Source organism: Campylobacter sp. 19-13652, assembly GCF_019702925.1.
Classification (GTDB): Bacteria; Campylobacterota; Campylobacteria; order Campylobacterales; family Campylobacteraceae; genus Campylobacter_A.
This window is the reverse complement of the sequence record NZ_AP024713.1, coordinates 1,167,381-1,192,782: the sequence shown is the minus strand read 5'-3', so window position 1 is coordinate 1,192,782 and position 25,402 is coordinate 1,167,381. Positions and strand designations below refer to the sequence as shown.

Genomic DNA, 25,402 nt, shown 5'->3' with positions numbered 1-25,402 from the left:
ACTATGACACAAAAAGAGTATGAAAACGCAGTATCGACGCTAAATTTATGGGCAAAGGCGTATTATACAGACGATGCGCCATTAGCAAGCGATGAGGAGTATGATAGGCTTTATCATGATGTTTTAAGCTATGAGGAGCAAAATCCAGACAGGGCGCTTTCTTTTTCGCCTACTAAGCGAGTCGGCGGCGCACTAAGCGAGGGCTTTAGCAAGGCAGCGCATATAAAGCGTATGTGGAGTATGGAGGATATTTTTAGCAAAGATGAGCTTAATGCGTGGCTAGAGCGTGGGGATAAATTTAACGCAAGCTTTGTCGCTGAGCCTAAATTTGACGGAGCTAGCCTAAATTTGCTTTATGAAAATGGCGTTTTAGTTAGGGCCTTAACTCGTGGGGATGGCGTCGTTGGCGAGGACGTAACGCAAAATGCAAAGACGATTAAATCAATCCCCCTAACGATAGAGTACAAGGGGCTTATTGAAATTCGTGGCGAGGTCGTCATTAAAAAAAGCGACTTTGAAACCATAAACAAAAAGCGTATAGAGAGTGGCGAGCCTCCGCTGGCAAACCCTAGAAACGCCGCAAGCGGTAGCCTAAGACAGCTTGATAGCGCCATAACTGCAAGCAGGCGGCTGTTATTTATCCCGTGGGGTGTGGGCGAGCATATCCTGCCTTATAAAAAGCATAGCGAGATTATGGATTTTGTGCGTTCTCTTGGCTTTTTTAGGGATAAATTTTTTAAAATTTGCAATGGCGAGAGTGAGATAAATGCGGCCTATGATGAGCTTTTAAAAGAGCGTAATGAGCGCGAGGTGCTAATGGATGGCATGGTGGTGCGTGTTGATGATTCGGCATTTTGCGCTGGGCTTGGCTATACCGTTAAGTTTCCTAAATTTATGGTGGCTTTTAAATTCCCAGCTATCGAGAAAGTTACTAGGCTGATTGATGTGGCTTTGCAGGTGGGGCGAAGCGGTGTGGTTACGCCTGTTGGGGTGCTAGAGCCTGTGGATATAGACGGCGCAAATGTAAAATCAGCCACTTTGCATAACTTTGACGAGATAGCGCGCCTTGGGCTTATGAAAGGAGATTACGTCAGTATTATCCGCTCTGGAGATGTCATACCAAAGATAACAGGTGTGTTTAAAGATCGCAGAGACGGCAGCGAGAGCGAGATAATCCGCCCTAGCCACTGCCCAGAGTGTGGGTCGCATTTGCTTGATGAAGGGGTGTTTATAAAATGTCAAAATTTAAGCTGCCAAGCGCGCGTGATAAACTCGATAATCTATTACGCATCTAAAAAATGCCTAAACATTGATGGGCTTGGCGATGCTATTGTAAAGCAGCTATTTGAGGCTGGGCTTATTAGGGGGATTGCGGATATTTATAGGCTTAAATTTGATGATGTTATGGCTCTTGAAGGCTTTAAAGAGAAAAAGGCAAATAATCTTTTAAACGCTATTGACGCTAGCCGTGGCGCACCGCTTTGGCGCTTTATTGCTGGGCTTGGCTGCGAGCATATAGGTGAAGTAGCAGCTAAAAAGATAGAAGCGACATTTGGGCTAGAGTGGCTGGGGGCTAAATTTGATGAGATTATTTTAATTGAGGGCTTTGGCGAGCAGATGAGTAGCGCTTTGGTTGAGTTTATCAAAATAAATGGCGAGGCGATAGCTGAGCTTTTAGATGAGGTGCGCCCTAGCGTTAGTGCTGGCGAAAGCAGGCACAGCCTTGCATTTAGTGGCAAAAGCATAGTCATCACTGGCACTCTAAGCCGCCCCAGAGATGAGATAAAGGCCGAGCTTGAGGGCTTGGGCGCAAAGGTAGTAGGCTCTGTAAGTAAGAAAACGGACTATCTCCTAGCTGGAGAGGCAGCTGGGAGCAAGCTAGAAAAGGCAAATGAGCTAGGCGTAAAAGTCATAGACGAAGCAGAATATGAGAGGCTAAAGGGTGAGGGCTGATAGGCTAGTAAGCGAACGACTTGGCATAAGCCGAAATCAAGCAAGCGAGCTTATCGCGCTTGGCGGTGTGCTAGCAGATAAAGCCATCATAGCAAAAAGCAGTCAAATTTTACGCGATGATGCGCACATAGAGCAGCTTGGCGATGTGTATGTGGGGCGCGCAGCCTTAAAACTAAAGACATATCTAGCCTCGAGCGGCTTTAGCGTAGCTGGACTTAGCGTACTTGATGTTGGGTGTAGTACGGGAGGCTTTATGCAGGTGCTTTTATCTAGTGGTGTAGCAAGTGTCCTTGGAGTTGATGTGGGGCAGGGGCAGATTTCGCCTTTGATTTTGCAAGATACGCGCGCAAGGGTTTTTGAACAGACTGACATAAGGGGCTTTAAAAGTGATGATAAATTTGATCTAATCACCTGTGATGTATCTTTTATCTCGCTTAAGCTTATTCTTGAAGCACTTTGTAAAAACGCAAAAGTAGGCGCTAGTATTATTTTGCTTTTTAAGCCGCAGTTTGAGGTCGGCAAGGAGGCAAGGCGTAGTAAAAAGGGTGTGGTACTGGATAAAAAGGCGATTTTAAGTGCGCAAAAATCCTTTGAGCTAGAGGCGGCTAGGCTAAATTTAGTACTAGCTGATACTAGGGAGTGTGGGATACTTGGAAAGGAGGGGAATGTCGAGTATTTTTACCGTTTCGTGCGAGCGTGAGGCTAGCGTAGATGAGGTTACGCAGCTTGCTATAGGTAGATTTGACGGGGTGCATTTAGGGCATAAAGAGCTTATCTCCCTCCTTGGCAAAAGTGGTGCCGTGCTACTTATTGACACGCATCAAAGCCCGTATTTAACGACCATAGCCGAGCGTATTAGTTTGATTGAAAAATCTGTTTATGTGCTTGATATTAATCGCATCAAGGATCTAGATGGGGGTGAGTTTGTCGCTATTTTGCAAAAGGAATTTAAAAGCTTAAAGCAGATAGTTGTAGGGTATGATTTTCGCTTTGGAAAGTCCAGGACTTCTGGCGTAAATGAGCTTATGGAGCTTTTTGATGGCGAGACTTTGGTTGTGCCTGAGTTTAGGCTGGATGGCTTTAGTGTGCATAGTGCGCTTATTCGCAGTATGCTGTTTCGAGCAGATGTAAGCGAGGCTAGGCGGCTTTTGGGTAGGGCTTATGGAGTGTGCGCTGATGTTATTAGGGGGCAGGGGCTAGGGCACAAGGAGCTTTTTGCTACTATAAATTTATCCACCAGTAGTTATGTCCTGCCAAAGGACGGAGTTTACGCTACTCGCACTATTTTAGGCACTCAGTACTATGATAGTGTGAGCTTTTTAGGGCATAGGGCTAGTACTGACGGCAGATATGCCTTTGAGACGCATGTGCTTTTTAGGGATTTGGGCGAGATTAGCGGTAGGGTTAGGGTGGAATTTATTAAACATATTCGAGATAATTTTAAATTCCCCAGCCTAGCCGAACTAAAAAAGCAGATAGAGCTTGATATAAAAACAGCAGGAGAGATACTTTGCTAAAAGATGAGCTATTTTTAAGCGCACGTGATAAGCAGTTTGAATTTGATGCTAGCGTGGCAAGCGTATTTGATGATATGATAAATAGAAGCGTGCCATACTACGATGTCTCAAGTGCGCTAATAACTAACCTGCTGGCTAAAAGGCTGCCTTGTGGCGCAAGAGTAATGGATCTTGGCTGTTCGACTGCAACTACCCTACTTTTGCTTTGGCAAAAACGCCCTGATTTGCTGCTTTTTGGTATTGATGAAGCAAGTGCGATGATAGAGCGTGCGCAGGCAAAATGCAAGGCCTTTGGCGCAGAAATCAAGCTTAGCATGGGCGATATATTAGCGTTTAAGCCCTCAGGCTATGAAGCGATTATTTTAAACTACACCATGCAGTTTATCCGTCCAATTCGCCGTAGCGAGCTTGCCGCACGTATATGCAGTGGGCTAAGCGATGGTGGGGTATTTATTTTTAGTGAAAAGATAATCTATGAGGATAAGCGTCTAGCAAAGGAGATGATAGATATTTATGAGGAGTATAAACTAGCTCAGGGCTATTCGCGCTACGAAATAGCCCAAAAGCGCGAGGCGTTAGAGAATGTCTTAATCCCCTACACCGAAGCCGAAAACCGCGCGCTTATGCTAGAGGCTGGATTTTCGCATGTTGAGAGCGTATTTAAGTGGGGGAATTTTATGAGCTTTATCTGCTTTAAATAGGCGCTAATTTACGATGAGAGATTTTATAAATTTATTAAAAAATAACGAAAACTTCCGCATTTTAAGCACTGTACAGCTTATTTGCTATTTTGGTGCGTGGTTTTCGCATACTGGTATTTTTACCCTGCTTATTGAGCTTAAAGCCCCAGTTTGGGCGATTACGCTTTGCGCAGCTATGGCATTTATTCCTGGAGTTGTACTAGCGCCATTTAGCGGAGTGCTTATAGATAGGATAAGACCAAAGTCGCTTTTAATGGGTGCGTTACTTATTGAGACTTTTAGCGTGCTTTTGCTTGTTTTTATCGATGATATTAAGCTTTTGTGGCTTTTGGTGGGGCTTATTTTTATTAGAATGGGCGTGGCTGGAGTTAGCTTTCAGACGCAGATGAGCCTGCTTCCTAGAATTTTAAGCAAATCCGAGCTAAAGCTAGCAAATGAAATCCACTCCATAATCTGGGCTGTAAGCTACACGGCTGGCATGAGTTTGGCTGGGGTTTATATCCACTTTTTTGGCATAGTTAGTGCATTTTTGTTTGATTTTGCGCTATTTTTGCTGGCTTTTTTTATACTGCTTCGCCTTAAGGCAGACATAGAGGCAAGCCATAAATCAGAACGAGCCCTAGCCATGCTTAAAAGTGGGCTTAGCTATCTGCGTCAAAATCCGCTTGTGTTAAATTTAATCCTCCTTCACAGCTTTGTAGGGCTTACTGCTTATGACACACTTGTGGCACTTTTAGCGGAGTATAAATACGCCGCAGTCATCTCAATCCCACTAGCCATAGGCTTTACAAACGGCGTTCGTGCAGTTGCTTTAATGATCTCTCCAGCTATTTTAAGCCGCTTTACAAACAACTCCACGCTTGTATTTTTGTATTTAGGACAGGGTGTGGGGATAGTGCTTTGGGCTTTGTTTCAGTTTGACTTTTACGCCGCTTTTATAGGGCTTTTTGTGGCCGGATTTTTTACCTCTACGCTTTGGTCTTACACATATACGCTCATTCAAACCCACACCGATGAGAGATTTTACGGCAGGGTCGTGGCATATACTGACATGATATTTTTAAGCGTAGGCTCGCTTACGTCATTTGTGATAGGCTGGCTTTTTGACGCTGGATTTAGCTTAAGCCTTATTACGGCGATTTTGGGGGTTTTATTTTTTGTGGGGGCGGTTTATCTTTTATGGGTTAAAAGAGCCTTTAAGCTCTCCTAAACCCTCTCATAAAAGCTGCTACCGTTTATAAATTTTTTCTCATATTCCCTGCTATTAGGCACCAAATCAGCATGCCCAGCATAGAGCCTACCGCCGCTTTTTAGTACCTTTGCAAGCCGCTCAATACACTTTAGTCTAAAATCATCATCAAAATATATCATCATATTTCTTGAAAGCACTATATCAAATTTCCCAAGCCCAAAAAGCGCATCATCAAAGACATTTATTATCTTAAACTCACACTTTGCGAGCATGGATTTCTTTATTAAAAATTTATCCCCCATATTTTCAAAAAACTGCTTTTTTTGCTCCTCGCTTAGGCGGTGCAGGCTTCTAGGAGAGTACTCGCCAGCATTGCACTGAGCTATGGCCTCTGAGTTTATGTCTATGCCAGTTATGCTAATTAGAGGATTTGGTAAGCTTGCCTCATAAGCTAGCATAGCGATAGAATAAACCTCATCTCCGCTACTGCAAGGGGCGCAGAGTATTCGAGCGCTGCCTAGGCTTTTTGCGTAGGCTATGACATCTTTTAGCTGGGCTAGCTCCCTGTAAAAATAGGTCTCATTTACGGTTACTAAATTTAATATATCCTGCCTTAGTTCGGTGTTGCTTTTAATGCGTGAAAGCAGCATCGCATAGGTGCTTATGCTGTTATTTTTAGCAAAACTACTAAGGCGCTGCATGGTTATGTCTCGCTTTTGCTCTAAATCAACACCACTAAATTCCTTAATATAGCGCATAAGTTCGTTAAATCCGCTAATATCACTAGGTGCAACCTCGTTATTTGTCGCCTCTTGGACTATCTCTTTGGATTTTTTAAAAAACATTTAAAAACTCCTCTAATTCTTTTTTTATGGACATAAGACTTAATGATTTTATGTTTGGATTTAGCTCAAGTGCACGCTTTGGCATGCCGTAGACGATTGCGCTTTCCTCGCTTTCTGCTAGGCATTTAGCGCCAGCTTTTTGTAGTTCATTTAGCCCTTTAGCACCATCATCTCCTATGCCAGTTAGAAGTATCGCCATTGTTTTAATATTTTTTAAAATTTTAACACCAGAGTGAAAAAGCAGATCCACGTTTGGTGAATATGTCGTAACCGCTTCTGATGGCTTTGCGCTTAGAGGTAGGGCGTCTGTTAGCTCGAAGTTTTGATCACACACATATATGCAGCCACTCTTTAGCAGGCTTCTTTGACTTAAAAGCTCGCTTGTTACGCCAGTTTCTCTTTCAAGCTGTGAGGCAAATGAGGGTAAGAAAAGCTTATTCATATGCTGAGCGATTAGGATTGTATTGCTCCCTATTTTTATATCGTGAAGTAGCTTTTTTATGTGTCCAGGTCCCCCTGTAGAAGCGCCTATTAGCACAAGCTTTTGCATTAAGTATCCTTATGAAAATATAAAAAAGATTATATCATAGCTTTTATTCTTAATTTATTAAAAATTTATTCTATTAATTGTAAAATCAAGACTAAATCATGCTTAAGGAATTTATTATGAGCGCAAGTATTGAGCATTTTAAGCGCATAGCTAGCATTCCGCACTGCAGTTTTGATACTGCTAGATTGAGGGATTTTTTAGTCGATTTTTGCCGTGATAAAGGCTGCGAGATTGGTGTTGATGAGCTAGGAAATATCCACGCTATAAAGGGTAGTCCAAAGCTTTGCTTGCAAAGTCATTATGATATGGTTTGTATAGGTGATGCTCCAAATTTAGAGCTTGTTTTTAGCGATGATGGCTTTTTGCGTGCAAAAAACTCAAGCCTGGGCGCAGATAACGGCATGGGCGTAGCTATGATGATGCAAATGCTTAGCGAGTTTGACAACCTTGAGTGTCTTTTTACAAACGATGAGGAGGTTGGGCTTATCGGTGCAAATGGCTTTAAAGGCGAGTTAAAATCTAGCTATCTTTTAAATTTAGACAGCGAAAGCGATGATGAGGTAATAGTAGGCTGTGCTGGCGGTGTAAATGTCTTTGCCAGTGTTCCTGCAAGATTTGTAAATGGCGTAAAGGGCGAGTGTTATGAGGTCGTTGTCTCTGGCTTAGCTGGGGGGCATTCTGGTATAGACATACATAAAAATATCCCAAACGCAATAAAGGTACTGGGCGAGTTTGTGGCTAAAAATGACGGCGTTTTATGCGAGATAAATGGTGGCGAGCGAAGCAACTCCATACCAGTTGCAGCTCGCGCTGTGGCGATATTTAAAACAGCGCCAAAAAAGTGCGAAAACGTAAGCGTAAAAAAACTTGAGGCAGAGTATAAAAGCCTAGAATATAGCGCGCAGATACTGGCTTTAATAAATTCATTTGCCCAAGGCGTCAGAAGCTTTGACGTGGATCTTAAAATGCCTATTGATAGCATAAATTTATCTTTAATCAAGCAAGAAAATGGCGTTGTGGAGCTTGAGTTTTTTGCTCGTTCTATGAGCTGGGAGGGACTTCATAGGCTTGAGTTTGAGACGGTTAGCTTAGCGCACGCTCTTGGATTTAACACAACTAGCAAGGATAGAAGTGTGCCGTGGAAGCCAGAAGTAGGCAGCTTTAGTGCAGATGTGCTAAAATATCTACAGGGCTTTAATAAAAATGCCAAAATCGCCGCCGTACATGCTGGGCTTGAGGCTGGGGTTATCAAAGATACACAAAGCGGCATAAAAGAGGCCTGCTCAATAGGCCCAAATATTTACTCTCCGCACTCAGTTAGCGAACGTTGCGAGCTAGCTAGCGTGGATCGCATAGAAAGTGTGCTACGCGAGATAGTAAGGGCGTATCAGTGAACTGTTTGCGCTTAGGCTTTGGCGTGATTTTTGCGCTTTTTTTCTTTTCTGGTTGCGTTTATTTAAACGAGCGTGGCGTCTCGACGCAGTATTATAATGATTGTAAGGAGTATTATGACGCCACAGGCACGTACCAAAAAAAGTGCGATCACAACATTATAGACTGGAACTAGCTATGATAGAACAGGCTAGAAATGAGGCGCAAAGAATTCTAAATACACCAGCAAACTCAAGCCTTTTAGCAAAGATTAAGGCGCTTAAAAATGTAGAGTGTGAGACTAGCTATGGTGATGTGATAAGCGCGAATTTTAGTGCGGATTTTAGCTTTAAAGAGCAGGTAAAAAGCCTAGCAAAGCAGCTAATGCCGTGGCGCAAGGGGCCTTTTAGGCTGGGCGAGCTTTTAATAGACAGCGAGTGGCAGAGCTTTATTAAGTTTAATCTGCTTGCGCCGCATTTAAATTTAAATGGTAAAACAGTCGCTGATGTGGGGTGTAACAACGGCTATTATATGTATAGGATGCTGCCTTTTTTGCCAGCGCGCATAGTTGGCTTTGACCCTAGCGTACGTACCTTTATGCAGTTTAAATTTATTGATCATTTTATGAAAAGCGGCATGGAATATGAGATGCTTGGTGTGGAGCATTTGCCATTTTATGAGCATAAATTTGATACTATTTTCTGCCTTGGTGTGATATATCACAGAAGCGATCCGGTCGGTATGCTAAAGCAGCTAAAATCTAGCCTAAATGCAGGTGGCGAGGCTATAATAGATACGATGTTTATTGATAGTGATGAGGAGATAGCACTTTGTCCTAGGGGGAGTTATTCAAAGATACCAAATATCTATTTTATTCCCAGTATTAGTGCTCTTAGAGGCTGGTGCGAGAGGGCTAAATTTAAAGAATTTGAAGTGCTTGGAGTTTCGCAAACAGACCATGTCGAACAGCGCAAAACAGAGTGGATAATGGGGCAGAGCTTGAATGATTTTTTAGATCCAGTTAACCCAAATCTAACAATAGAGGGCTATCCTGCTCCAAAGCGCGTTTATGTCAGAGTAAAAATTTAAAGGAAAATAATGGCTGATGATATTTACGAGGGGCTTGAGGAGAGTAATATAGTCTTGCCAGAGGAGGAAAACCCCCTGCGCAACGAGCTAAATACCTCACCAAATATAAAAATAGCGCTAAGCGGCGTGGTAACAGAACTAAAGAAAAATAGAGCAAGAACGAAGCTTTTTACCTCTGATGAGATGGTGTGTGATAATGAGGGGCTTGTACACTCTGGCTTTGTGATAAGTGCGGCAAATTACGCAGCGCTTGCTGCTATAAATGAGACTTATGCGATCACTATTAATTCGCGCATTAATCTCTTTGGACCTGCAAAACTAGGCGACGTGGTAGAATTTGATGCGAGTGCACACTTTGACGAGTCAAGAAAGCGTGAGGTCAGAGTAATAGGGCGGATAAAGGATATTAAGGTCTTTGAGGGGACTTTTTCGGTTGTTGTGCTTGAGGAGCATATATTTTTAGCTCAAAAGAAAAATATCCAAAAAGAGGGCTCGATAAGGCGGGCTAAAGAGAGGGAAAAAGATCAAGAAAAGGCGCAAGGCTAGCTTAATAAAAACCAAAAGCTAATTAATGTATAATCTAGGCTTTAAATTTAAAAAGGTTTATTTATGAGATTAAGCAATGACGAAGCTTTAGATTTGATAAAAAACGCTCCACTTCACGAGCTGGGGCGGCTGGCGCTCGAGCGAAAAAGACAGCTACACCCCGAAAAAATCACCACTTTTATAATCGACAGAAACATAAACTACACAAACGTGTGCTGGGTGGATTGTAAATTTTGCGCCTTTTACCGCCACGCAAAGGAAGCGGACGCCTATATCCTAAGCTATGAAGAGATCGGCAAAAAGATAGAAGAGCTAATCGCCATAGGCGGCACGCAGATACTCTTTCAAGGCGGCGTGCATCCTAAGCTTAAAATCGAGTGGTATGAAGAGCTTGTTAAATTTATCGCCACACACTATCCAAGCATCGACATACACGGCTTTTCAGCAGTCGAGATAGACTACATAGCTCGCATTTCTAAAATCTCCACTCGCGAAGTCCTAGCGCGGCTAAAGCAGGCTGGGATGTACTCTATGCCAGGGGCTGGGGCGGAGGTGCTAAGCGACAGGGTGCGTGAGCTAATCGCGCCTAAGAAAGTCGATACCGCAGGCTGGCTACGCATACATAAAGAGGCGCACGAAGTGGGGATGAAAACGACGGCGACAATGATGTTTGGCACGCTTGAGACGGACGAGGAGATAGTGCGGCACTGGGAGCATATCAGGGCTTTGCAGGATGAGACTGGGGGCTTTAGGGCGTTTATTTTGTGGAGCTTTCAGGGGGCAAACACCGAGCTAGCGCGCCTTTATCCAGAGATAAAAAAGCAAAGCTCAAACCGCTATCTCCGCCTGCTTGCAGTCTCACGGCTGTATCTGGATAACTTTAAAAATATCCAAAGCAGCTGGGTGACGCAGGGTAGCTACGTGGGGCAGCTTGCGTTGCTTTTTGGGGCAAATGACCTAGGTAGCACGATGATGGAAGAAAACGTCGTCGCCGCAGCTGGGGCAAAATATAGAATGAATAGCGAGCAGATGATAGAGCTAATCCGCGACGTGGGCGAGCTACCAGCCCAGCGAAATACGAACTATGACATTTTAAGGCGGTTTTAAGCTTGGCTTGTGTGGCGTGTGGCTGGGTGGCGTAAATTTAAATTTGCTAGCAAAAGTGGCTGGGGGCTTTGTGGGTGCGTCTAGCAGGCGTTACTAAGAGCCTTTGCAATGCGTATTGTGGGAGCTTGCGTTGCTGTGCGTCGTTTTTAGGCGTGGCTAGGAGCTTTGCAATTAGTATTGCGAGTGTATCTGCTGGCTTTGGCGGTTTGCGTTGTGACAGCTTAAAAGGCTACGACTAGCTTTGCGTGATAGCCTGGCTGATGATATACTAAAGCTAGATAGCTTTTGGGGAGTAAATTTAAAAGCTGTAGCATTGATTATTTGGGTGTTGCTGACTTAAAAACCAAAATAAAAAACAAGCCCAAAGGGTAAAATAAATTTAAAAGGGTAAAAATGGCGAAAATTTTAAGCTTAAACGTAAATGGCGTGAGCGTACCAGTAGTATTTGAAGGCTCAAAGAGCCTGCCCGTGGCTTTTATTAGGCTTTGCTGGCGTGGGGCTGGGGCAAATGAGGACGGCGCAAGCGCGGCAAAAGCTGGATTAGCTAGACTAAGTGCACAAATGCTAAATGAGGGATGCTTAAGCCTTGGATCGTCCCTGTTTGCCAGCGAATGTGAGCGCAAAGCAGTCGGCATAAATGCAAGTGTGGGCAGAGAAAAGCTAGTAATCGAGCTTGACGCACTAAAGGAGCATTATGAGTTTGCACTTGAAAAATTAAGGCTCGTACTTAGTGAGTCAAATCTAATCCAAAGCGAATTTGACAAGTGTAAAGCCCTAAGCCTTGGCGAAATATCAAACTACGATAATGACAATGACTATGTCGTTCGTACGGCGCTTTTTGAGCAGTTTTTCTTTGGTACGGCGCTGGCAAATCCTAGCATAGGTACGGCGGCTAGCCTTAAAAATTTAAGCCTTGATGATGTGCGAGGATTTTTAGCTTCGCACCTTGATTTGGCGAATTTATACGTTGTATGCGGCGGCGATTTAAGCGATAATGACGTGGCAAAAATAGCGCAGGTAATAGAGGTTTTGCCAGTGGGGCAGAGCAGGGAAGTAAGGCGTTTTAGCCCTGTAAAAGTACCTTTTGAGAGCTTAAGTTTAAAAGAATCTGAGCAAGCTTATATAAATTTTGCCTCTGCGTTTAATGTGCAAAATGAGGAGCGATACAAGGCCAGAGTGGCTAGTTTTATCCTTGGCGAGAGTGGCTTTGGAAGCCGAATAATGGAGGAAGTGCGAGTAAAGCGTGGGCTTGCATATAGTGCGTACGCAAAGGCGGTAATTGGTAAATCAGCCTCGTACATGTATGGATATTTGCAGACTAAAAATGAAAGCGCAAAGGAAGCTATAGCTGTGGTGCGAGATGAGTTTGATAAATTTATCAAGCATGGCGTAAAGCAATCCGAGCTATCTCAGGCGAAAAAATTCCTACAAGGTAGCCTTCCGCTCTCACTTGAGACACTTTTTGCTAGGGCGAATGTCGCTGATAGCGAGTTTTACGAGTATGGACGGCTTGGGGAGTTTTTAAAAGAGCGTGAGAGGATAGCCGCGCTTAGCCTTGATGAGCTAAATGAATTTATCAAATCCCATAGCGAGATAAATGAGTTAAGCTTTGCTGTATTAAAAAACGAAGGCTAAACTAGAGCTCTATGAGTGCTTTTAGCAAACAAGACGCCGCGAAACTAGCCAAAATAGGCGTGTTTAGCCTGCTTGATCTAGCGCTTTATCTGCCTAGTAGCGTGGATGATACGACGCTGACGCAAAGCCCAAAAGAGGGCGCTGTATGCGTGAGTGTGAAAATGAAGCACTCTCGTCGCGCAAGTGGAGGCATGATGATAGCGCTTGCTTGGTGTGAGCAGTGGGAATGTGAGATAAAGGTCGTCATCTTTCACGCAAAGCCGTGGCATTTTGGGGCTTTTGGCGCAAATAAGGAGCTCGTGCTATCCGGTAAATGCCACTTTGTCTATGGTAGCTATCAGCTGACAAATCCACGAATAATCACAAACATAAACTCAATTATTTTAAGGTATAAATCAGAGCTTAAAAGCGACGAGTTGGCGGCTTTGGTGGCTAGGTATGTAAGCCGTGATGCGCTTTTAAAAGAGGGGTTAAACGCTGATGAGGCTGAGGCACTGCTTAGCTTTCACAGTGCTAGTGAACGCGGAGTTTGGGCTATTGCTATGCTTGAGAGTGAGGATAGCGAGCTAATTAAGAGGCTTAAATTTATAGAAATATTTAACTATATTAAAAAACTAAGCGCAAAAAAGACAACCGTCCCAGCTAGTCCCGTAGCACTTTTTGATATAAAAGGCTGGCTTGGTAATCTGCCATTTACCCCCACTGCCGACCAGCTAGCCGCTATTAGTGATGTGCGCAATGATTTAGTTAAGCCTGAGGCTGCAAGGCGTGTGGTAATGGGTGATGTGGGTAGTGGCAAGACGTTAGTAATCCTAGCCTCAGCCCTAAGCGTATACCCAGATACAGCCGTGCTAATGGCGCCTACCTCAATCCTGGCTGAGCAGCTTTACGATGAAGCAAAGAGACTGCTGCCTGAGTTTATGTCTATACGACTCGTGCTTGGTGGTGGGCGAGTGCGTGATGATGGCTTTGGTGATGATATAGACGAGACGGATGAGATTCAGACTAAAAAGCCGCTAGCACCAAATGCAAATTTAATAATCGGCACCCACGCTTTGCTTTATATGAAGCTACCAGAGGCTAGACTGGTAATGGTCGATGAGCAGCACCGTTTTGGCTCGGCTCAGCGCCAGCTTGTTTCAAATCTAGCCTCAAGTCGTGAGTTTAGTCCTCATTTTGTGCAGTTTTCTGCTACGCCGATTCCGCGCACGCTAAGCCTCATACAGTCTTTTATGGTTAAGTTTAGTTTTCTTAAACAAATTCCATTTAAAAAGCACATTATCACGGAGATTTTGCAGCCATCTGGCTTTAGCTCGCTCATTACTCACATAAAATCCCAAATATCGCAAGGCAAACAAACTATCATCGTATATCCACTTGTAAACACTTCAGAAGCCTCAAAATACCAAAGTCTTGATGAGGCAAGTGCGTTTTGGCTAGCAAATTTTAAAAATGTCTTTATTACTCACGGCAAAGATAGGGAGAAAGAGCGTATCTTGCGTGAGTTTAGGCAGAGTGGGGATATACTTTTAAGCACGACTGTGGTTGAGGTGGGTATATCTTTGCCTCGTCTTAGTACGATAGTTATAGTTGGGGCTGAGCGGCTGGGACTAGCCACGCTTCATCAGCTGCGCGGTAGGGTAGGGCGAAATGGCGGAGTGGGCTGGTGCTTTTTGTTTACTAAGCTTAAGACTCCGCCTGCTAGGCTTGTTGAGTTTTGCACTACACTTGATGGGTTTAAAGTAGCTGCGATGGATCTTAAAAACCGCCAAAGTGGGGATATTTTAAGCGGATTTTCGCAGCACGGCGCTACTTTTAAATTTTATGATTATGAGGAGGAGATAACGCAAGCAGCAAGGGATAGGCTTACCTCTTTTAAATAATATAGGCTCGCCTCGTTACGCCCAAGTCCGCAGGCGCTGTGATTGCATATTTCGCGTCTTGCTAATACGAGCGATGCTTTGCATTATAAGTACGCTTTGTTTTAAAATTGCTTGCAACCGTATCTAATGTGTGCAAGCCATGAAAGTAGCGCAAGTAAAGTAAAGCCTCTTTGGAAAATCGCCTCATGATACTTCGCATTATTGGTTTAAATTTGGAGCGGACTAAATAAAATTAAAGCTAGTCGTGATGAAATCCTGCTTAAAAAAGGAGCTAGCTTGAATAATATATTTAAATTTATCGCCTAATCTGCCTAGCATTTAGACTTTTAAACGCAAAAAAGAGCTAGGCGCGAGTTAGCATTGCTTTAAGCAAGGCTTCGCTGGCTGGCGTGGAGTATGAAAAAACGCACTACGTCCGCAGAATACTTCAAACGCCAAGGTAAAGAGTGTGCGAAAAGATACTACAAGCTGGGGCTAGCAGACGCTTGCACTGAGCTTGCTGATGTGTTTATGGCCGGGTGGAGTTTGATTTAAAGGCGGCTAAAAGCTAAGCATGTATGCGTATGAAAATACCAAAGAATAAATCGCCAAAGAGTAGGCAAAAGCCTAGCCCACATCTTGGGAAAATGGCGGCGTATCAAGTGACTTTGAGGTGGCTGTATTTTTTGCGTTACATAGAGTGCCGGCACGAATGCCAAATTTGCTGGCGGTGATTGTGATTGCTTGATGGTTTATAGCACGCTTGGGACGCCTTTTGTGAGCGGTGCTTAAATGAGGTACTTGAATATTATGGCAAATATCTCGCTAGCTTGGATAGGAGTGCTAACGGAGGATATTTTAGCGAGCTTAAAAAGTGGCAAGAAAAGTATGTGTGTTAGTTTGGATTTTGCTTGATTTAGCTTTTAAGCCAGCTTGTCTTTTTGCCTTATACTGCGTTGGTTTTTAAATTCGCTCAGTCACATACTATATGTATGCTCCTGTCGCAAATTTAAAATTCGCCTTGCCAAGACGAGCGATACTTCGCATATAGCTAGTCCTTGTTTGGCAATCTCCGCTCGATACCTGCGTAGAAAAGCTTTGCACCCAAAACCCCACGTAATGAGTGGCTTATTACCGATTTTTATAGCGATACAAAGTGAGCTTCTAAAAATCGTGCCAACGTTGCGAAGTAGCGACTGTCATACTTAAGGGTACTACCACGAATTAGTGGGGTTTTAGGGTGCTGGAATGAAAGAAAGGGAGCGACTTTGTAAAGCAAGACGAAGTAGCAGCTTCTATGAAAACAAACGCAGTGCAGTAATTCAAGCCCCTTTCCCACTAGCGCAAAGAAGAAAAGCTGTAACGTTAAGTAAACCTAGCCTTTGTGTAAAAAAGTGCGTGTGGGCATCGGTGGGCGAGACGGCTGCTAGTTGGCGTGTCGTAAGTAGTAAGCTTCTTTAAAACAAGGCGTAGCCGCAGTTTCTAGGTGAAGCGAAACTGAACCCTAGCGAGTATATCACTCAGCTATGTGAGTGATGGGTAAATAAAAAATGGGGGGGGATTTCGCAACAGTGGCTCGTTTTCTTGACAAAAAAGAATTTAAGCTTAAGGCTCTTTACTTTTTTAAGTATAAAATAAATTTAAATCAAAGCCAAAAACTAAAGTTTTACGGTTTAAGCCAAATTAAAGCCCCTTGGGTTGTCACACTGTAATCAAAAAGTAAAAAGCCCAAAAGCAGGACTAAGTCTTAATACAAGCTTAAGACTTAGCTATAAATTTAATTAGGCTTTTAGTGCTAGCTCCAATACGTCCTCGATTTTATCGACTGGGATTATTTGCAGGCTGTTTTTGACTTCATCAGGTATATCCGCCAAATCTCGGTCGTAGTTTTTGCGTGGTATGAGCGCCGTTTTTATGCCAGCTTTAAAGGCGGCGATGAGCTTTTCTTTTAGCCCACCAATAGGCAGCACTCGTCCGCTTAGCGTTAGCTCGCCAGTCATTGCCACGTCGTGGCGGACTTTAATGTCGCTTAGAATGGAGGCTATCGCAGTTGCCATTGTGATACCTGCGCTTGGCCCATCCTTTGGCGTCGCACCCTCTGGGACGTGCAGGTGCAGATCATATCGGCGATAGACGTCGCTTGGGGTGAGCGGACGCTTATCATCAGGGCGGGCTGGTATGATTTTGGCTGGGATTTTTAGCTCGCCACGATCTATTAGCACCTTTATCACGCTAAAGGCTATGGACGCACTCTCTTTCATTACATCACCTAGCTGCCCTGTGATTTGCATAGCGCCCTTGCCCTCGATACGCACCGCCTCAATGCGCAGCACATCGCCGCCCACGCTAGTCCAGGCTAGCCCATTTACCTCGCCTATGCGGTCTTTTTTATCGGCTGGTTCTATCTCATAGACTTTCTTTTCTAGGTAGTCTTTTAGGTTTTTGCTCGTGATTTTTGCCTTTGGTGCGTCTGGGTCAAGCAGTAGGGACTTTGCGACTTTACGCAGCACATCTGCTATGCGGCGGCGGAGATTTCTCACGCCACTTTCACGAGTGTAGTCGCTTATTAATAAATTTAAAGCCGCCTTATCAAAGCTCACATCATTTGGCTTAAGCCCATGCTTTTTAAGCTCCTGTGGGATTAGGTATTTTTTAGCGATTTCAAATTTCTCCTGCGGGGTGTAGCTGCTTAGGTGGATAAACTCCATCCTATCTCGCAGTGGCGCTGGTATCGCACCCACATCGTTTGCCGTGGCGATAAAGATTATCTTGCTTAAGTCGATGTTAAAATTTAAATAATAATCCCTAAATTTATTATTCTGCTCAGGGTCAAGTATCTCAAGCAGCACCGCCGTCGGATCGCCGCGGTAGCTCCTGCCTACCTTATCTATCTCATCAAGCACCACGACTGGGTTCATCTGCCCAGCTTCGATTATACCCTGCACGATTCGCCCTGGCATAGCGCCTATGTAGGTGCGGCGGTGCCCACGTAGCTCATTTACGTCTTCAAGCCCGCCCAGAGCGATACGCACTAGCTCACGCTTTAGGGCTTTGGCGATGGAATTTGCTAGGCTGGTTTTGCCCACGCCTGGAGGGCCAGCAAAGCACAAAATCGCCCCGCCATTTACCTTCTCGCTCACCCCACGCAGAGCCAAAAGCTCACGCAAGGCAAAATACTCCTCAATCCGCTCTTTTGGCTTTGCTAGGCTGTAGTGGTCCTCATTTAGCTGCTTTGCCACCTCTGCCATTGAGGTTTTTTTCTTAGCCAGCTTTTCAAAAGGCACCTCCACAACCCAGTCAAGGTAGCTTTGGATAGTGTTGGCGTCCGCGCTATCTGGGTGCATACGGCTTAGCTTTTCAATCTGCTTTTTTATCTCCTTATACGCATCATCTGGCATAAATTTTTTCTTAGCTTCTAGCTTGTCTCTATACTCCTGCAGCTCCTCATCACGGCTTGTATCAGTGCCTAGCTCTTGCTGGATTTGCTTTAGCTGTTCTTTTAGGAAATACTCTTTATTTATCTTGTCTATTTTGGAGTGAGTTTTGTTTTTTATCTCTTTTTGGAGTTTATTTGTCTCTATCTCCTCTGCTATATGCTCTATTAGCATTTCTAGCCTAACCTCTAGCTCAGGCTCTATAAAAAGCTCATAAGCAAGGCTCTTTTTTAGTCTAAGTGCGCTGCTTATTATATCGCATACTCTCGTGGCTTCTGAGCTTTCCTCTATGGTTTTTAATAGATCTGGTGTAAAATAGTGGCTTATGCTGGCTAAGGCTCTTACGTTATCTCGCAATACGGCTAAAGAGGCTTCAGTTTGCACCTCATTTGGGCGGATTACTCGTATGCGATCTACTAGTGCAACCGGTGGATTTGGGCTTATAGCTCCTATTATGCGTCCTTTTTCGTAGCCTTGTACTAGCACTTTTACCCTGCCTTCACTTAGCTGTTGAAGCCTGAGTATCGTACATATTACGCCAGCGTCATATATATCTTCTATGCCCCTAATATCAGAGCTTTTGCTAGGTACTACAAGTATCATATTGTTTGTATTTTTGGCTAGTTCGACAGCTTTTATATTGTCTTCATCGCCAGCACCAAAAAATAAAGGAGTAATCATAAACGGATATAAAAACTCCTCCTGGACTACTATCGGAAGCTCGGCTGGAAAAATTCTATTTTCATTTATTTGCAAATTTATCTCCTACTCAAATATCTTTCTATACCATGGTAAATCAGGCGCTATCATATCAGCATCTTTCATAGGCGAGTTTTCTAGCCTTTGAGTGTAGATGTCAGCGGATATTTCTCGCCCAGTGCGCTCGTAAAGGCTTTTTATTTGCTCTTGCAAAAAGTAATTAGCTAGTTTAAATTTAACAAGCATTGTCTCAATTAGCGGACGAAATTGCGTATTTGGATACATATATATAAAGCGCTCAATGCCAGCTATGCTATCCTCGATTAGCTTTTGATTTCTATCTGGCTGAGTAAATGAGTCAAAGTTTGCCTTTATCTTTAAAAACTCAGCAAATTCGGTCTTGCTCCCTCCATCGCCGTACTTTTTGATATACTCGTCTAGGTAGTAATTAGCCAGTATATACTCCTCGTTTCTAGCGTGTGCTTGAGCTAGGATTAAAAGCATCTGCTCAAGTAGTGGCGACCTTACATGCTCGCTAGAAAATGAAGTATAGTGCTTATCAGCATTTTCTAAATCGCTGCTTTTTATATCCTCTAATATTTGCTCATACCACGCATCAGGGCTAAGTCCATAAAGTCCGTCATCTTGCTTTGCACTACAAGCAACAAAAAACGCAACTACAAATATCGTCAGGGCTGATTTGGCGATAAATTTATGTCTCATCTTTACCTCTTTTTTAAATTTTTTGCTTATTTTAGCTTTTTTGGCATTATTTTTGCATAAATTTGATAGTTTTTTCATTTTTTAATTTAAAATAAGATAAAATAAGCAAAATTACAAAAAGGATAATTTATGATTTTGAATGTTGCAAGCCCTATTTTAGGCTTTGAGCATATTAAGAGCTTTGAGCTTGTTGAAATAGATCAGTTCTTTGTAAGGCTGCAAAGTAAAGACGATGCGACTTCATTTACTGCGATAAACCCTTATGCTTTGCGTAGCTATGATTTTGAGGTGCCAACATACTACGAGGAGCTTATGCAGATTAACGAAAACAGCGCTTTGCGTGTGTATAATATTATGGTTGTGGCTATTCCTCTTGAAAACTCAACTGTAAATTTCATCGCCCCAGTTGTGATAAATTTAGACAACAAAACCCTCTCTCAAGTCGTCCTAGACGTGGCAAAATATCCAGAATATGGACAATCGGAGCGCATATCTGATTTTTTGGCTAATTCTGAGGAGAGTAAATAAATTTAATATGCAAAGCAGGCTTTTAAAGGGCTTTAGCCTAGTTGAGCTTTGCTTTGCTATTATTATACTTGGCATTAGCATATCTGCTGTACTGCCTATATCAAAGGTAGCATTAAGTGCTAAAAACTCACAAGAGAGCTTGCAGGCTCTAGTGGCTCAAAAGCAAATTTTAGCCACTAGATTAAAAGAGCGTAGTGGCGGTATCGGTAAAGATAGCGAATTTTGCGATAAATACGGCTTTGGCTGTTTTGATAAATCGCCTAAAGCACCCCAAATACAAAGCGATACTTTAAATCTCACTCTACCTGTTGCGCCTAAAAATTTTACATGGCAGAAAATATAAAATTTTACAGCCTTAAAAAGCCTGGCTTTAGCTTGGTTGAGCTTTGTGTGGCTATTTTGGTTTTTGGCGTAGTAGCTAGGGCGATTTTTTATTCAAACACCCTAAGTTATGAGCTTTTAAACTCGGCTTTAAAATCCCAAAAACTTCAATCTTTAAACTCAGCCATTAATATAATTAGCGCTTATTATCGTTCCCATATTGCCCAAAGCGTTTTATCTAGCGAGGATAAGCTACTTTGGGTTAGTGCTAATGAATATGCGCAAAGCTCGTATTTATCACTTGTTGATATGAGTAGGAGCAATAGGGAGAAAATTATTACTAAATTTAAACCCTCAAACATTTTAGAGGCATTTTCGCAAAGTGCTGGGGTGGATTTTGCTAGTGAGTTTAAGGTGGTGGCTATTTTTAATGGAGTGAGTTATAATACCAGTGATTTTGGCTATTTTGGGGATAATTCTCTTGCCTTGGTTAGAGCAAGTGGTGATGACATTTTGCAGATTAAGCCTGGCTATAAAGGGCAAATAAGCGGCGCGTATACTCTGGCATCTAGTGCGTATGCTTTAAGCTTTGATAAAGATAGTGGAGCAATTTGGCTTTATCATGATTGGCATCCGTGGCTTGATGAGAGTCTTATTAGTGCGCCAAAGGCACTGATAATAGATGGGCTTAGTGGGGCTAAATTTAGTATTAGCGAGGCTGGGACGGAGATTGAGCTTTGCATTGATGAGATATGTGCTAAAGAGATTTTGCTATGAAGCGTGGGTATATTTTACTAAGCGCCATAGGCGCACTTGTGCTACTGGGTATTGTTGGGGCGTTTGTGTTAAAGGAGGCAGCCACTACTAGCGCTATTAAAAGCACTCAAATAGCAAAGACAAAAGCAGATCTTGTGGCGCTATCAAGCGAAGCCGTCGTGATTAATGAAGTGCTAAAACATGACTTTAATCAAAGCTGTTTGGATAAATTTCAAAAAAGCTTTTCTAATGGCGAAGTAATCGCTAGCTATGAGCTAACATATAGCGATGATATAGGGCTTTGCAGTGGTGCTTTTAGCGCAAATGAGGCGACTATTAAAGAGTTGCGAGTAATGGTAAAGGCTACTATAATCTCTAACATCCAAGGGACTTTAATAAGAAAATTAAAAATTTTTAATTTAAAAATTTAAAATAAAGGCGACTTTTTTATGGATTTTATGGTAAAAAATAATACTTTTTTAAATTTAAAAAGCCAACAATATTAAATTTAAAATTAAAAATTTATTTTAAATTATGTTATAATTAGCTCACACCAAGTAAGGAGGAGATGATGAATACAAGCATCACAGGCAAACAGTTTGAGCTAACCGAACCGATTAAAAACTATGTCGTATCGTCGTTTGAGACGCTTGAGAAATATAACCTAGACATCATATCCGTAAAATGCGTAATAAGTGCTGATGAGAGGCAGGGTAAAAAGGGCTTTAGTGTGGAGTTAATTCTAAATCTAGCCCATAAAGAAACCATCGTCGTAAGGCAGAAAAATAAAGACCTGTACGCTGCTGTTGATGAGGCTACTAGCAGGGCAGCTAAGGTGCTTAGGCGTGAGCATGACAGACGCACTACCGTAAAAGGCAAAGACGACGATAAAAGTGAGCGTCAGAGTGTGGGGATTGAGGCAATTGAGCTAGAAAATATTGACGAAATCGTACCTATGGAGCTTGAGCTATATAAGCCACTTGAGATAGAGGAGGCTTTAGAAAAGCTTAAAGGTGACGAGAGTATGCAGTTTTTTGTTTTTTACGATATGGATGCGAAAATGCGTGTGATTTATAAACGTAAAGACGGAAAATTTGGGCTTTATTGATAATTTTATCATTTTAAAAAATTAAAAGTGCGTCTATTTTTATCATTTATCGCATATGGGCGCACGAGCTGATTTTCATTTAAGCTATTTTTATAAAATAAAAGGCTCTTTTAAACAAATAGCATTATTTTATTTACAAATTTTAAGCCACAGTAAAATCAAAACACTACTTGCTTACATCGTAAAGCGATATGCTTGTCTACTAACTTAATAAGGCACACCCTACTTAGTAGTTATCATCCTAATTCCTGCAAAATCGCCCAAACTCATGTGGCGGTAGTGTAAGACATAACTGCCAACAGGTGGTTGCATGATTTTTGGCTGAGTGGCTTTTGCGCACTATTAAAATCGGAGCTAAGCTACTCACATATGTTGGTAGCTTGCTTTTGCAATTTTGTAAAACAGCACTATTGTTTAAAAGAGCCAAATAAAAAACTCAAGTTTAAAGGCAGGATAACCCCACCTTAAGCATTAATTAAATAGACCTTTTAAAAGCTCTTTTACGTCGCTTTTGCTATCATCTTTTAAGCTTTTATCGAGCAGTTTATCTATCGCCTTTGCCGCTTTTTGCTTTAGGTAGTCTGAGTTTATGCTGTATTTTGGCTCATCTGAGGTGCCTGTGATTTTTACGCTTAAATCGGTCTTTTGAATTTTTAAATTAAGCGGTATGTTTATGACCTTGTTCGTTGTGTTAAATGTCCCTTTTTCCACCACTGCGTTTGTTGATTCTGAGGCTAAATTTGCTTTAAAATCAATGATATTTTTATTGAGATTTCCTGTAAATTTACCATCATTAAAGACCTCTTTTGAGAGATCTTTTGTAGATATTGTGGAGACAAACTGCACCAGTTTTGTATTTTTTAGCTGCCCTTTGCTTAGAACAAAATTAAAATCACCCTGCTGATTTTTTAGATTATACGTAAAAGTACCGTTTGAAAGCCCCTCATAAAACGGCTGCAAATCGACCATTTTTAGCATTTCCTGCACCTTAAAATCACTTATCTTTGCGTCAAATTTATCCCCATTTAGCGTAGCGCTTAAATCTCCGTCAAATATCTTAGAGCTAATTTGAGCCTTAATATCAGCACCCTTTCCTTGCGCATTTACATGCGCTTTTATCGCACCGTTTAGCTTACGTCCTGTTAAAAATGCAAGCTTTGAAAGATTATCGCTTATTACGTCAAACTCAGACTCATACTCGCTATTTTTTAAATCATAACTAGCCTTAAGCCCGTTTATGTTTGCTAAATTTGAGCCTATTTTGCCCTCAAATTTAGCCGTTTGTGCGTCTATTTTGCTATCTATATTAGCCTCAAATATCAAATCCTCATCCGGTTTTTTACCTGTGAGCTTTTCTATCTCTTTTGCGCTCATTTTTGCATTTTTTAAATTTAGGCTCGCATCTCCGTTTAAAGAGTGTGTATCAAAGCCTTTTATGTCGGCTTTTGCGTCTAAAAGAGCGTCTAGGATAGGTTGTTTGCCAGCTAGTAAAAATAGATCTCTTATATGAAGCGCACTTGCTTTTAGGCTTGCGTTTTTACCGTCAAATTTACTCTGTATGTCTCCGCCAAGCGCTACTCCAGCGGTCTTTAAGCTCACTAGCCCAGTATCGTTTGTAATGATCTCCCCATTTAAATTTATAGGACTGCTTAAGGTAGCATTAAGCGCAGATTTAAACTCGCTCGCATCAGCTGAAGTAAGCCCAAAAGTCGCCTTTAGAGCCTTTGCTCTTAAATCATAGCGCCCTTTTAGGTTTTGCAAATTTAAAAGTCCGCTTATAATGTTTGCGCTAAAATCGGCTACATTATCAGAGAGGCTTGCGTCCACATCTGCGTTAAAGCTAATGTCTTTTAGGAGGTTTGTGCCTAGTTTATTTAGCTCAGCGGCATTTAGCACTCCAGCCTCACTTTTGGCAAATACCCTACCAGATATATTTTTGCTTATTATGCCTTTTAGCTGGGCTACGCCATTTATTTTGCCTTTTGCGAGTGGTGGTTTTGCCGCAAGGGCGAGTGCTTTTTGTATGTCTATATTTTCTATTTTTGCGTTTAGTACATCGGCGTTTAGGCTGGCTATTACGCTACCTCCAAGCCCATCAAGCTTTGCATTTAGCTGGCTAAGCTGTCCGTTTTTAAGCCCCACATTCGCATTTAGCTCTACCTTACCATTAAGCTTTTGCTTTATGATAGGCTCAAGTCTTAAAAGCTCGTCGATTTTTACCTCAAGATCTGTATTTAGGAGCTTTTGATCTAAATCATAAAGCGTATTTTGCGCATTTATCGTAGCCACTGGGGTATTAAGTGCTGTTTTGGCACTCACTAAAGCACCGTCTAGTCTTGCGTTAATTATTCCCGTGATTATAAAATTTTGTGGCAAATCAATGCCAAAATCGCTCTTTATTAGTGCGTTATTTGCAATGGCTTGATTTATTTTTATGCTTGCTGGACCACTTGGTTTTTGCTGTGAGTTTTCGTTTATATCGGCTAGCAAGTCCACTTTTCCGCTTAGGTAAGCAGGTTTTAACATCATCGCTAGTGCGTCCTCTATCCTGGCCCCTCTTGCGTCTAGTTTTAGTGTGTTTAGTTTAAAGTCTTTTAAATTTGTTAAAAAGCTTAAATTTGACCCAAGTGCGCGCCCAGAACCATTAACTGAGAAATTTTTTGCACTTCCTAGTGCTTTTCCGCTTATATTCACCTTATCTTTTAGACTAAGCCCCAGACTTTTTAGATTGTTTGCGCTAATGCTATAATCTAAATCAAATCCAAGCTTTAAAAGCTCAAGCTTGCCTTGAATGTCAAATTCTATCTCATTGTTTGCGGTTGCTTTTATGTCTAGGTTGTTTGGTCGTAGTTTAAATTTATCAAACCTAACCTCAAGTCCGCTTTTTTCCTTTATAATTTTGCTTGCATATGAGGCAAGTATCGAGTTTGCGTAGTTTGTAAAGGCTAAGGAGTAAATTGCTACGATTAGTAAAACAAGCAATATTGTGACTATTTTTGCTATTTTCATACTATTTTCCTTAATAATATTAGTTTTTTACTATCATGTATATTTAGTCAATTAGACTAAAGTTTTTGGCAAAATTTATAAAAATTCATTGACTTTTGTTTGGATTTTTGCTATGATTTCATCACTCAAAAATAAAGAGTGCTAAAATTGAAATCAATCCAAAGGATAAAATATGAACTTTCAACCATTAGGCAAGCGTGTATTAGTCGAGCGTGTAGAAGAGACTAAGACAACAGCTACTGGCATTATTATACCTGACAATGCCAAAGAAAAACCTTTAAGCGGCGAAGTAAAAGCTGTAGGTAGCGAAGTAGAAAATGTAAAAGTCGGCGATAAGGTCGTTTTCGCTAAATACGGCGGCACTGAAGTAAGCCTAGAGGGCAAAAACTACCTAGTACTAAACATCGACGACGTCCTAGGCGTAATAAAATAAGTTAAAATTTAAATCAAGGAAAG

Annotated in this window: 25 protein-coding genes; 20 read left to right on the top strand and 5 right to left on the bottom strand. The window is 42.1% G+C overall.

Features of this window, described 5'->3' with window-relative positions; genetic code table 11:
* Window positions 1-3 precede the first annotated feature (3 nt).
* From ligA to LBC_RS05765, 5 genes are read left to right on the top strand one after another with little or no spacing between them, the layout of a single operon-like run.
* A complete protein-coding gene (ligA, locus tag LBC_RS05785) occupies window positions 4-1,953 on the top strand; it encodes an NAD-dependent DNA ligase LigA (RefSeq protein ID WP_221253428.1) in 1,950 nt (649 codons plus the stop codon).
* Window positions 1,943-2,653: a TlyA family RNA methyltransferase gene (locus LBC_RS05780; RefSeq protein ID WP_221253426.1), complete on the top strand. Its 711-nt coding sequence runs from the start codon at window positions 1,943-1,945 to the stop codon at window positions 2,651-2,653. The genes ligA and LBC_RS05780 overlap by 11 nt, the downstream gene beginning before the upstream one ends.
* Window positions 2,619-3,470 (top strand): bifunctional riboflavin kinase/FAD synthetase, encoded by an 852-nt coding sequence (locus LBC_RS05775; RefSeq protein WP_221253424.1) that lies wholly within the window; start codon window positions 2,619-2,621, stop codon window positions 3,468-3,470. The genes LBC_RS05780 and LBC_RS05775 overlap by 35 nt, the downstream gene beginning before the upstream one ends.
* Complete coding sequence (cmoA, locus tag LBC_RS05770) at window positions 3,464-4,171, top strand: carboxy-S-adenosyl-L-methionine synthase CmoA (RefSeq protein WP_221253423.1); 708 nt, start codon at window positions 3,464-3,466, stop codon at window positions 4,169-4,171. The genes LBC_RS05775 and cmoA overlap by 7 nt, the downstream gene beginning before the upstream one ends.
* 13 nt (window positions 4,172-4,184) lie before the next feature.
* Window positions 4,185-5,381: an MFS transporter gene (locus LBC_RS05765; protein ID WP_221253421.1), complete on the top strand. Its 1,197-nt coding sequence runs from the start codon at window positions 4,185-4,187 to the stop codon at window positions 5,379-5,381.
* On the opposite strand, the gene LBC_RS05760 is transcribed toward LBC_RS05765, so the two are convergent.
* Together LBC_RS05760 and LBC_RS05755 are read right to left on the bottom strand one after the other, a co-directional pair.
* Complete coding sequence (locus tag LBC_RS05760; protein WP_221253419.1) at window positions 5,378-6,208, bottom strand: protein-glutamate O-methyltransferase CheR; 831 nt, start codon at window positions 6,206-6,208, stop codon at window positions 5,378-5,380. The genes LBC_RS05765 and LBC_RS05760 overlap by 4 nt on opposite strands.
* Window positions 6,198-6,758 (bottom strand): CheB methylesterase domain-containing protein, encoded by a 561-nt coding sequence (locus tag LBC_RS05755; protein ID WP_221253417.1) that lies wholly within the window; start codon window positions 6,756-6,758, stop codon window positions 6,198-6,200. The genes LBC_RS05760 and LBC_RS05755 overlap by 11 nt, the downstream gene beginning before the upstream one ends.
* Window positions 6,759-6,874: 116 nt before the next feature.
* Here LBC_RS05755 and LBC_RS05750 point away from each other — a divergent pair, with 116 nt between their 5' ends.
* From LBC_RS05750 to LBC_RS05710, 9 genes are all read left to right on the top strand, one after another.
* On the top strand, window positions 6,875-8,152 hold the full coding sequence (locus LBC_RS05750; protein ID WP_260173330.1) for a M28 family peptidase: 1,278 nt from the start codon (window positions 6,875-6,877) through the stop codon (window positions 8,150-8,152).
* Window positions 8,149-8,325 (top strand): hypothetical protein, encoded by a 177-nt coding sequence (locus tag LBC_RS05745; protein ID WP_221255002.1) that lies wholly within the window; start codon window positions 8,149-8,151, stop codon window positions 8,323-8,325. The genes LBC_RS05750 and LBC_RS05745 overlap by 4 nt, the downstream gene beginning before the upstream one ends.
* A 2-nt stretch (window positions 8,326-8,327) precedes the next feature.
* Window positions 8,328-9,218 (top strand): tRNA 5-methoxyuridine(34)/uridine 5-oxyacetic acid(34) synthase CmoB, encoded by an 891-nt coding sequence (gene cmoB, locus LBC_RS05740; protein ID WP_221253413.1) that lies wholly within the window; start codon window positions 8,328-8,330, stop codon window positions 9,216-9,218.
* 9 nt (window positions 9,219-9,227) lie between these two features.
* Complete coding sequence (locus tag LBC_RS05735) at window positions 9,228-9,764, top strand: PaaI family thioesterase (RefSeq protein ID WP_221253411.1); 537 nt, start codon at window positions 9,228-9,230, stop codon at window positions 9,762-9,764.
* Between the two features lie 63 nt (window positions 9,765-9,827).
* On the top strand, window positions 9,828-10,871 hold the full coding sequence (locus LBC_RS05730; RefSeq protein WP_221253409.1) for a dehypoxanthine futalosine cyclase: 1,044 nt from the start codon (window positions 9,828-9,830) through the stop codon (window positions 10,869-10,871).
* A gap of 393 nt (window positions 10,872-11,264) precedes the next feature.
* A complete protein-coding gene (locus LBC_RS05725; RefSeq protein ID WP_221253407.1) occupies window positions 11,265-12,506 on the top strand; it encodes a pitrilysin family protein in 1,242 nt (413 codons plus the stop codon).
* 11 nt (window positions 12,507-12,517) lie between these two features.
* Complete coding sequence (gene recG, locus LBC_RS05720; RefSeq protein WP_221253406.1) at window positions 12,518-14,389, top strand: ATP-dependent DNA helicase RecG; 1,872 nt, start codon at window positions 12,518-12,520, stop codon at window positions 14,387-14,389.
* Window positions 14,390-14,785: 396 nt separating this feature from the next.
* Window positions 14,786-14,923: a hypothetical protein gene (locus LBC_RS05715; protein ID WP_221253405.1), complete on the top strand. Its 138-nt coding sequence runs from the start codon at window positions 14,786-14,788 to the stop codon at window positions 14,921-14,923.
* Window positions 14,924-15,616: 693 nt separating this feature from the next.
* Entirely contained in the window at window positions 15,617-15,829 is a 213-nt protein-coding gene (locus tag LBC_RS05710; RefSeq protein WP_221253404.1) for a hypothetical protein, read from the top strand.
* A gap of 320 nt (window positions 15,830-16,149) precedes the next feature.
* On the opposite strand, the gene lon is transcribed toward LBC_RS05710, so the two are convergent.
* Window positions 16,150-18,558, bottom strand: a complete 2,409-nt coding sequence (gene lon / locus LBC_RS05705; protein ID WP_221253403.1) for an endopeptidase La — start codon at window positions 18,556-18,558, stop codon at window positions 16,150-16,152.
* A gap of 9 nt (window positions 18,559-18,567) precedes the next feature.
* Window positions 18,568-19,224, bottom strand: a complete 657-nt coding sequence (locus LBC_RS05700) for an outer membrane protein assembly factor BamD (protein WP_221253402.1) — start codon at window positions 19,222-19,224, stop codon at window positions 18,568-18,570.
* 129 nt (window positions 19,225-19,353) lie between these two features.
* Here LBC_RS05700 and fliW point away from each other — a divergent pair, with 129 nt between their 5' ends.
* From fliW to hpf, 5 genes are all read left to right on the top strand, one after another.
* Window positions 19,354-19,752 (top strand): flagellar assembly protein FliW, encoded by a 399-nt coding sequence (fliW, locus tag LBC_RS05695; RefSeq protein WP_221253391.1) that lies wholly within the window; start codon window positions 19,354-19,356, stop codon window positions 19,750-19,752.
* A gap of 7 nt (window positions 19,753-19,759) precedes the next feature.
* On the top strand, window positions 19,760-20,095 hold the full coding sequence (locus LBC_RS05690; RefSeq protein WP_221253390.1) for a type II secretion system protein: 336 nt from the start codon (window positions 19,760-19,762) through the stop codon (window positions 20,093-20,095).
* A complete protein-coding gene (locus tag LBC_RS05685; protein ID WP_221253389.1) occupies window positions 20,080-20,850 on the top strand; it encodes a type II secretion system protein in 771 nt (256 codons plus the stop codon). The genes LBC_RS05690 and LBC_RS05685 overlap by 16 nt, the downstream gene beginning before the upstream one ends.
* On the top strand, window positions 20,847-21,260 hold the full coding sequence (locus tag LBC_RS05680; protein WP_221253383.1) for a hypothetical protein: 414 nt from the start codon (window positions 20,847-20,849) through the stop codon (window positions 21,258-21,260). Before LBC_RS05685 ends, LBC_RS05680 begins: the two co-directional genes overlap by 4 nt.
* 140 nt (window positions 21,261-21,400) lie before the next feature.
* Complete coding sequence (hpf, locus tag LBC_RS05675) at window positions 21,401-21,937, top strand: ribosome hibernation-promoting factor, HPF/YfiA family (protein WP_221254973.1); 537 nt, start codon at window positions 21,401-21,403, stop codon at window positions 21,935-21,937.
* Between the two features lie 471 nt (window positions 21,938-22,408).
* Here the strand turns inward: hpf and LBC_RS05670 are convergent, their stop codons facing one another.
* Window positions 22,409-24,946, bottom strand: coding sequence for a hypothetical protein (locus LBC_RS05670; RefSeq protein WP_221253381.1), 2,538 nt, complete (start codon window positions 24,944-24,946; stop codon window positions 22,409-22,411).
* A 172-nt stretch (window positions 24,947-25,118) separates the two neighbouring features.
* Here LBC_RS05670 and groES point away from each other — a divergent pair, with 172 nt between their 5' ends.
* A complete protein-coding gene (gene groES, locus LBC_RS05665) occupies window positions 25,119-25,379 on the top strand; it encodes a co-chaperone GroES (RefSeq protein WP_221253379.1) in 261 nt (86 codons plus the stop codon).
* The last annotated feature ends 23 nt before the right edge of the window (window positions 25,380-25,402 follow it).

Bases quoted from the DNA above. Each gene is read 5' to 3' on its own strand.
- ligA (WP_221253428.1), top strand. From the start codon at position 4: ATGACACAAAAAGAGTATGAAAACGCAGTATCGACGCTAAATTTATGG.
- LBC_RS05775 (WP_221253424.1), top strand. From the start codon at position 2,619: ATGTCGAGTATTTTTACCGTTTCGTGCGAGCGTGAGGCTAGCGTAGAT.
- LBC_RS05765 (WP_221253421.1), top strand. From the start codon at position 4,185: ATGAGAGATTTTATAAATTTATTAAAAAATAACGAAAACTTCCGCATT.
- LBC_RS05760 (WP_221253419.1), bottom strand. From the start codon at position 6,208: ATGTTTTTTAAAAAATCCAAAGAGATAGTCCAAGAGGCGACAAATAAC.
- LBC_RS05755 (WP_221253417.1), bottom strand. From the start codon at position 6,758: ATGCAAAAGCTTGTGCTAATAGGCGCTTCTACAGGGGGACCTGGACAC.
- LBC_RS05750 (WP_260173330.1), top strand. From the start codon at position 6,875: ATGAGCGCAAGTATTGAGCATTTTAAGCGCATAGCTAGCATTCCGCAC.
- cmoB (WP_221253413.1), top strand. From the start codon at position 8,328: ATGATAGAACAGGCTAGAAATGAGGCGCAAAGAATTCTAAATACACCA.
- LBC_RS05735 (WP_221253411.1), top strand. From the start codon at position 9,228: ATGGCTGATGATATTTACGAGGGGCTTGAGGAGAGTAATATAGTCTTG.
- LBC_RS05730 (WP_221253409.1), top strand. From the start codon at position 9,828: ATGAGATTAAGCAATGACGAAGCTTTAGATTTGATAAAAAACGCTCCA.
- LBC_RS05725 (WP_221253407.1), top strand. From the start codon at position 11,265: ATGGCGAAAATTTTAAGCTTAAACGTAAATGGCGTGAGCGTACCAGTA.
- recG (WP_221253406.1), top strand. From the start codon at position 12,518: ATGAGTGCTTTTAGCAAACAAGACGCCGCGAAACTAGCCAAAATAGGC.
- LBC_RS05715 (WP_221253405.1), top strand. From the start codon at position 14,786: ATGAAAAAACGCACTACGTCCGCAGAATACTTCAAACGCCAAGGTAAA.
- LBC_RS05710 (WP_221253404.1), top strand. From the start codon at position 15,617: ATGAAAGAAAGGGAGCGACTTTGTAAAGCAAGACGAAGTAGCAGCTTC.
- LBC_RS05700 (WP_221253402.1), bottom strand. From the start codon at position 19,224: ATGAGACATAAATTTATCGCCAAATCAGCCCTGACGATATTTGTAGTT.
- fliW (WP_221253391.1), top strand. From the start codon at position 19,354: ATGATTTTGAATGTTGCAAGCCCTATTTTAGGCTTTGAGCATATTAAG.
- LBC_RS05690 (WP_221253390.1), top strand. From the start codon at position 19,760: ATGCAAAGCAGGCTTTTAAAGGGCTTTAGCCTAGTTGAGCTTTGCTTT.
- LBC_RS05685 (WP_221253389.1), top strand. From the start codon at position 20,080: ATGGCAGAAAATATAAAATTTTACAGCCTTAAAAAGCCTGGCTTTAGC.
- LBC_RS05680 (WP_221253383.1), top strand. From the start codon at position 20,847: ATGAAGCGTGGGTATATTTTACTAAGCGCCATAGGCGCACTTGTGCTA.
- hpf (WP_221254973.1), top strand. From the start codon at position 21,401: ATGAATACAAGCATCACAGGCAAACAGTTTGAGCTAACCGAACCGATT.
- LBC_RS05670 (WP_221253381.1), bottom strand. From the start codon at position 24,946: ATGAAAATAGCAAAAATAGTCACAATATTGCTTGTTTTACTAATCGTA.
- groES (WP_221253379.1), top strand. From the start codon at position 25,119: ATGAACTTTCAACCATTAGGCAAGCGTGTATTAGTCGAGCGTGTAGAA.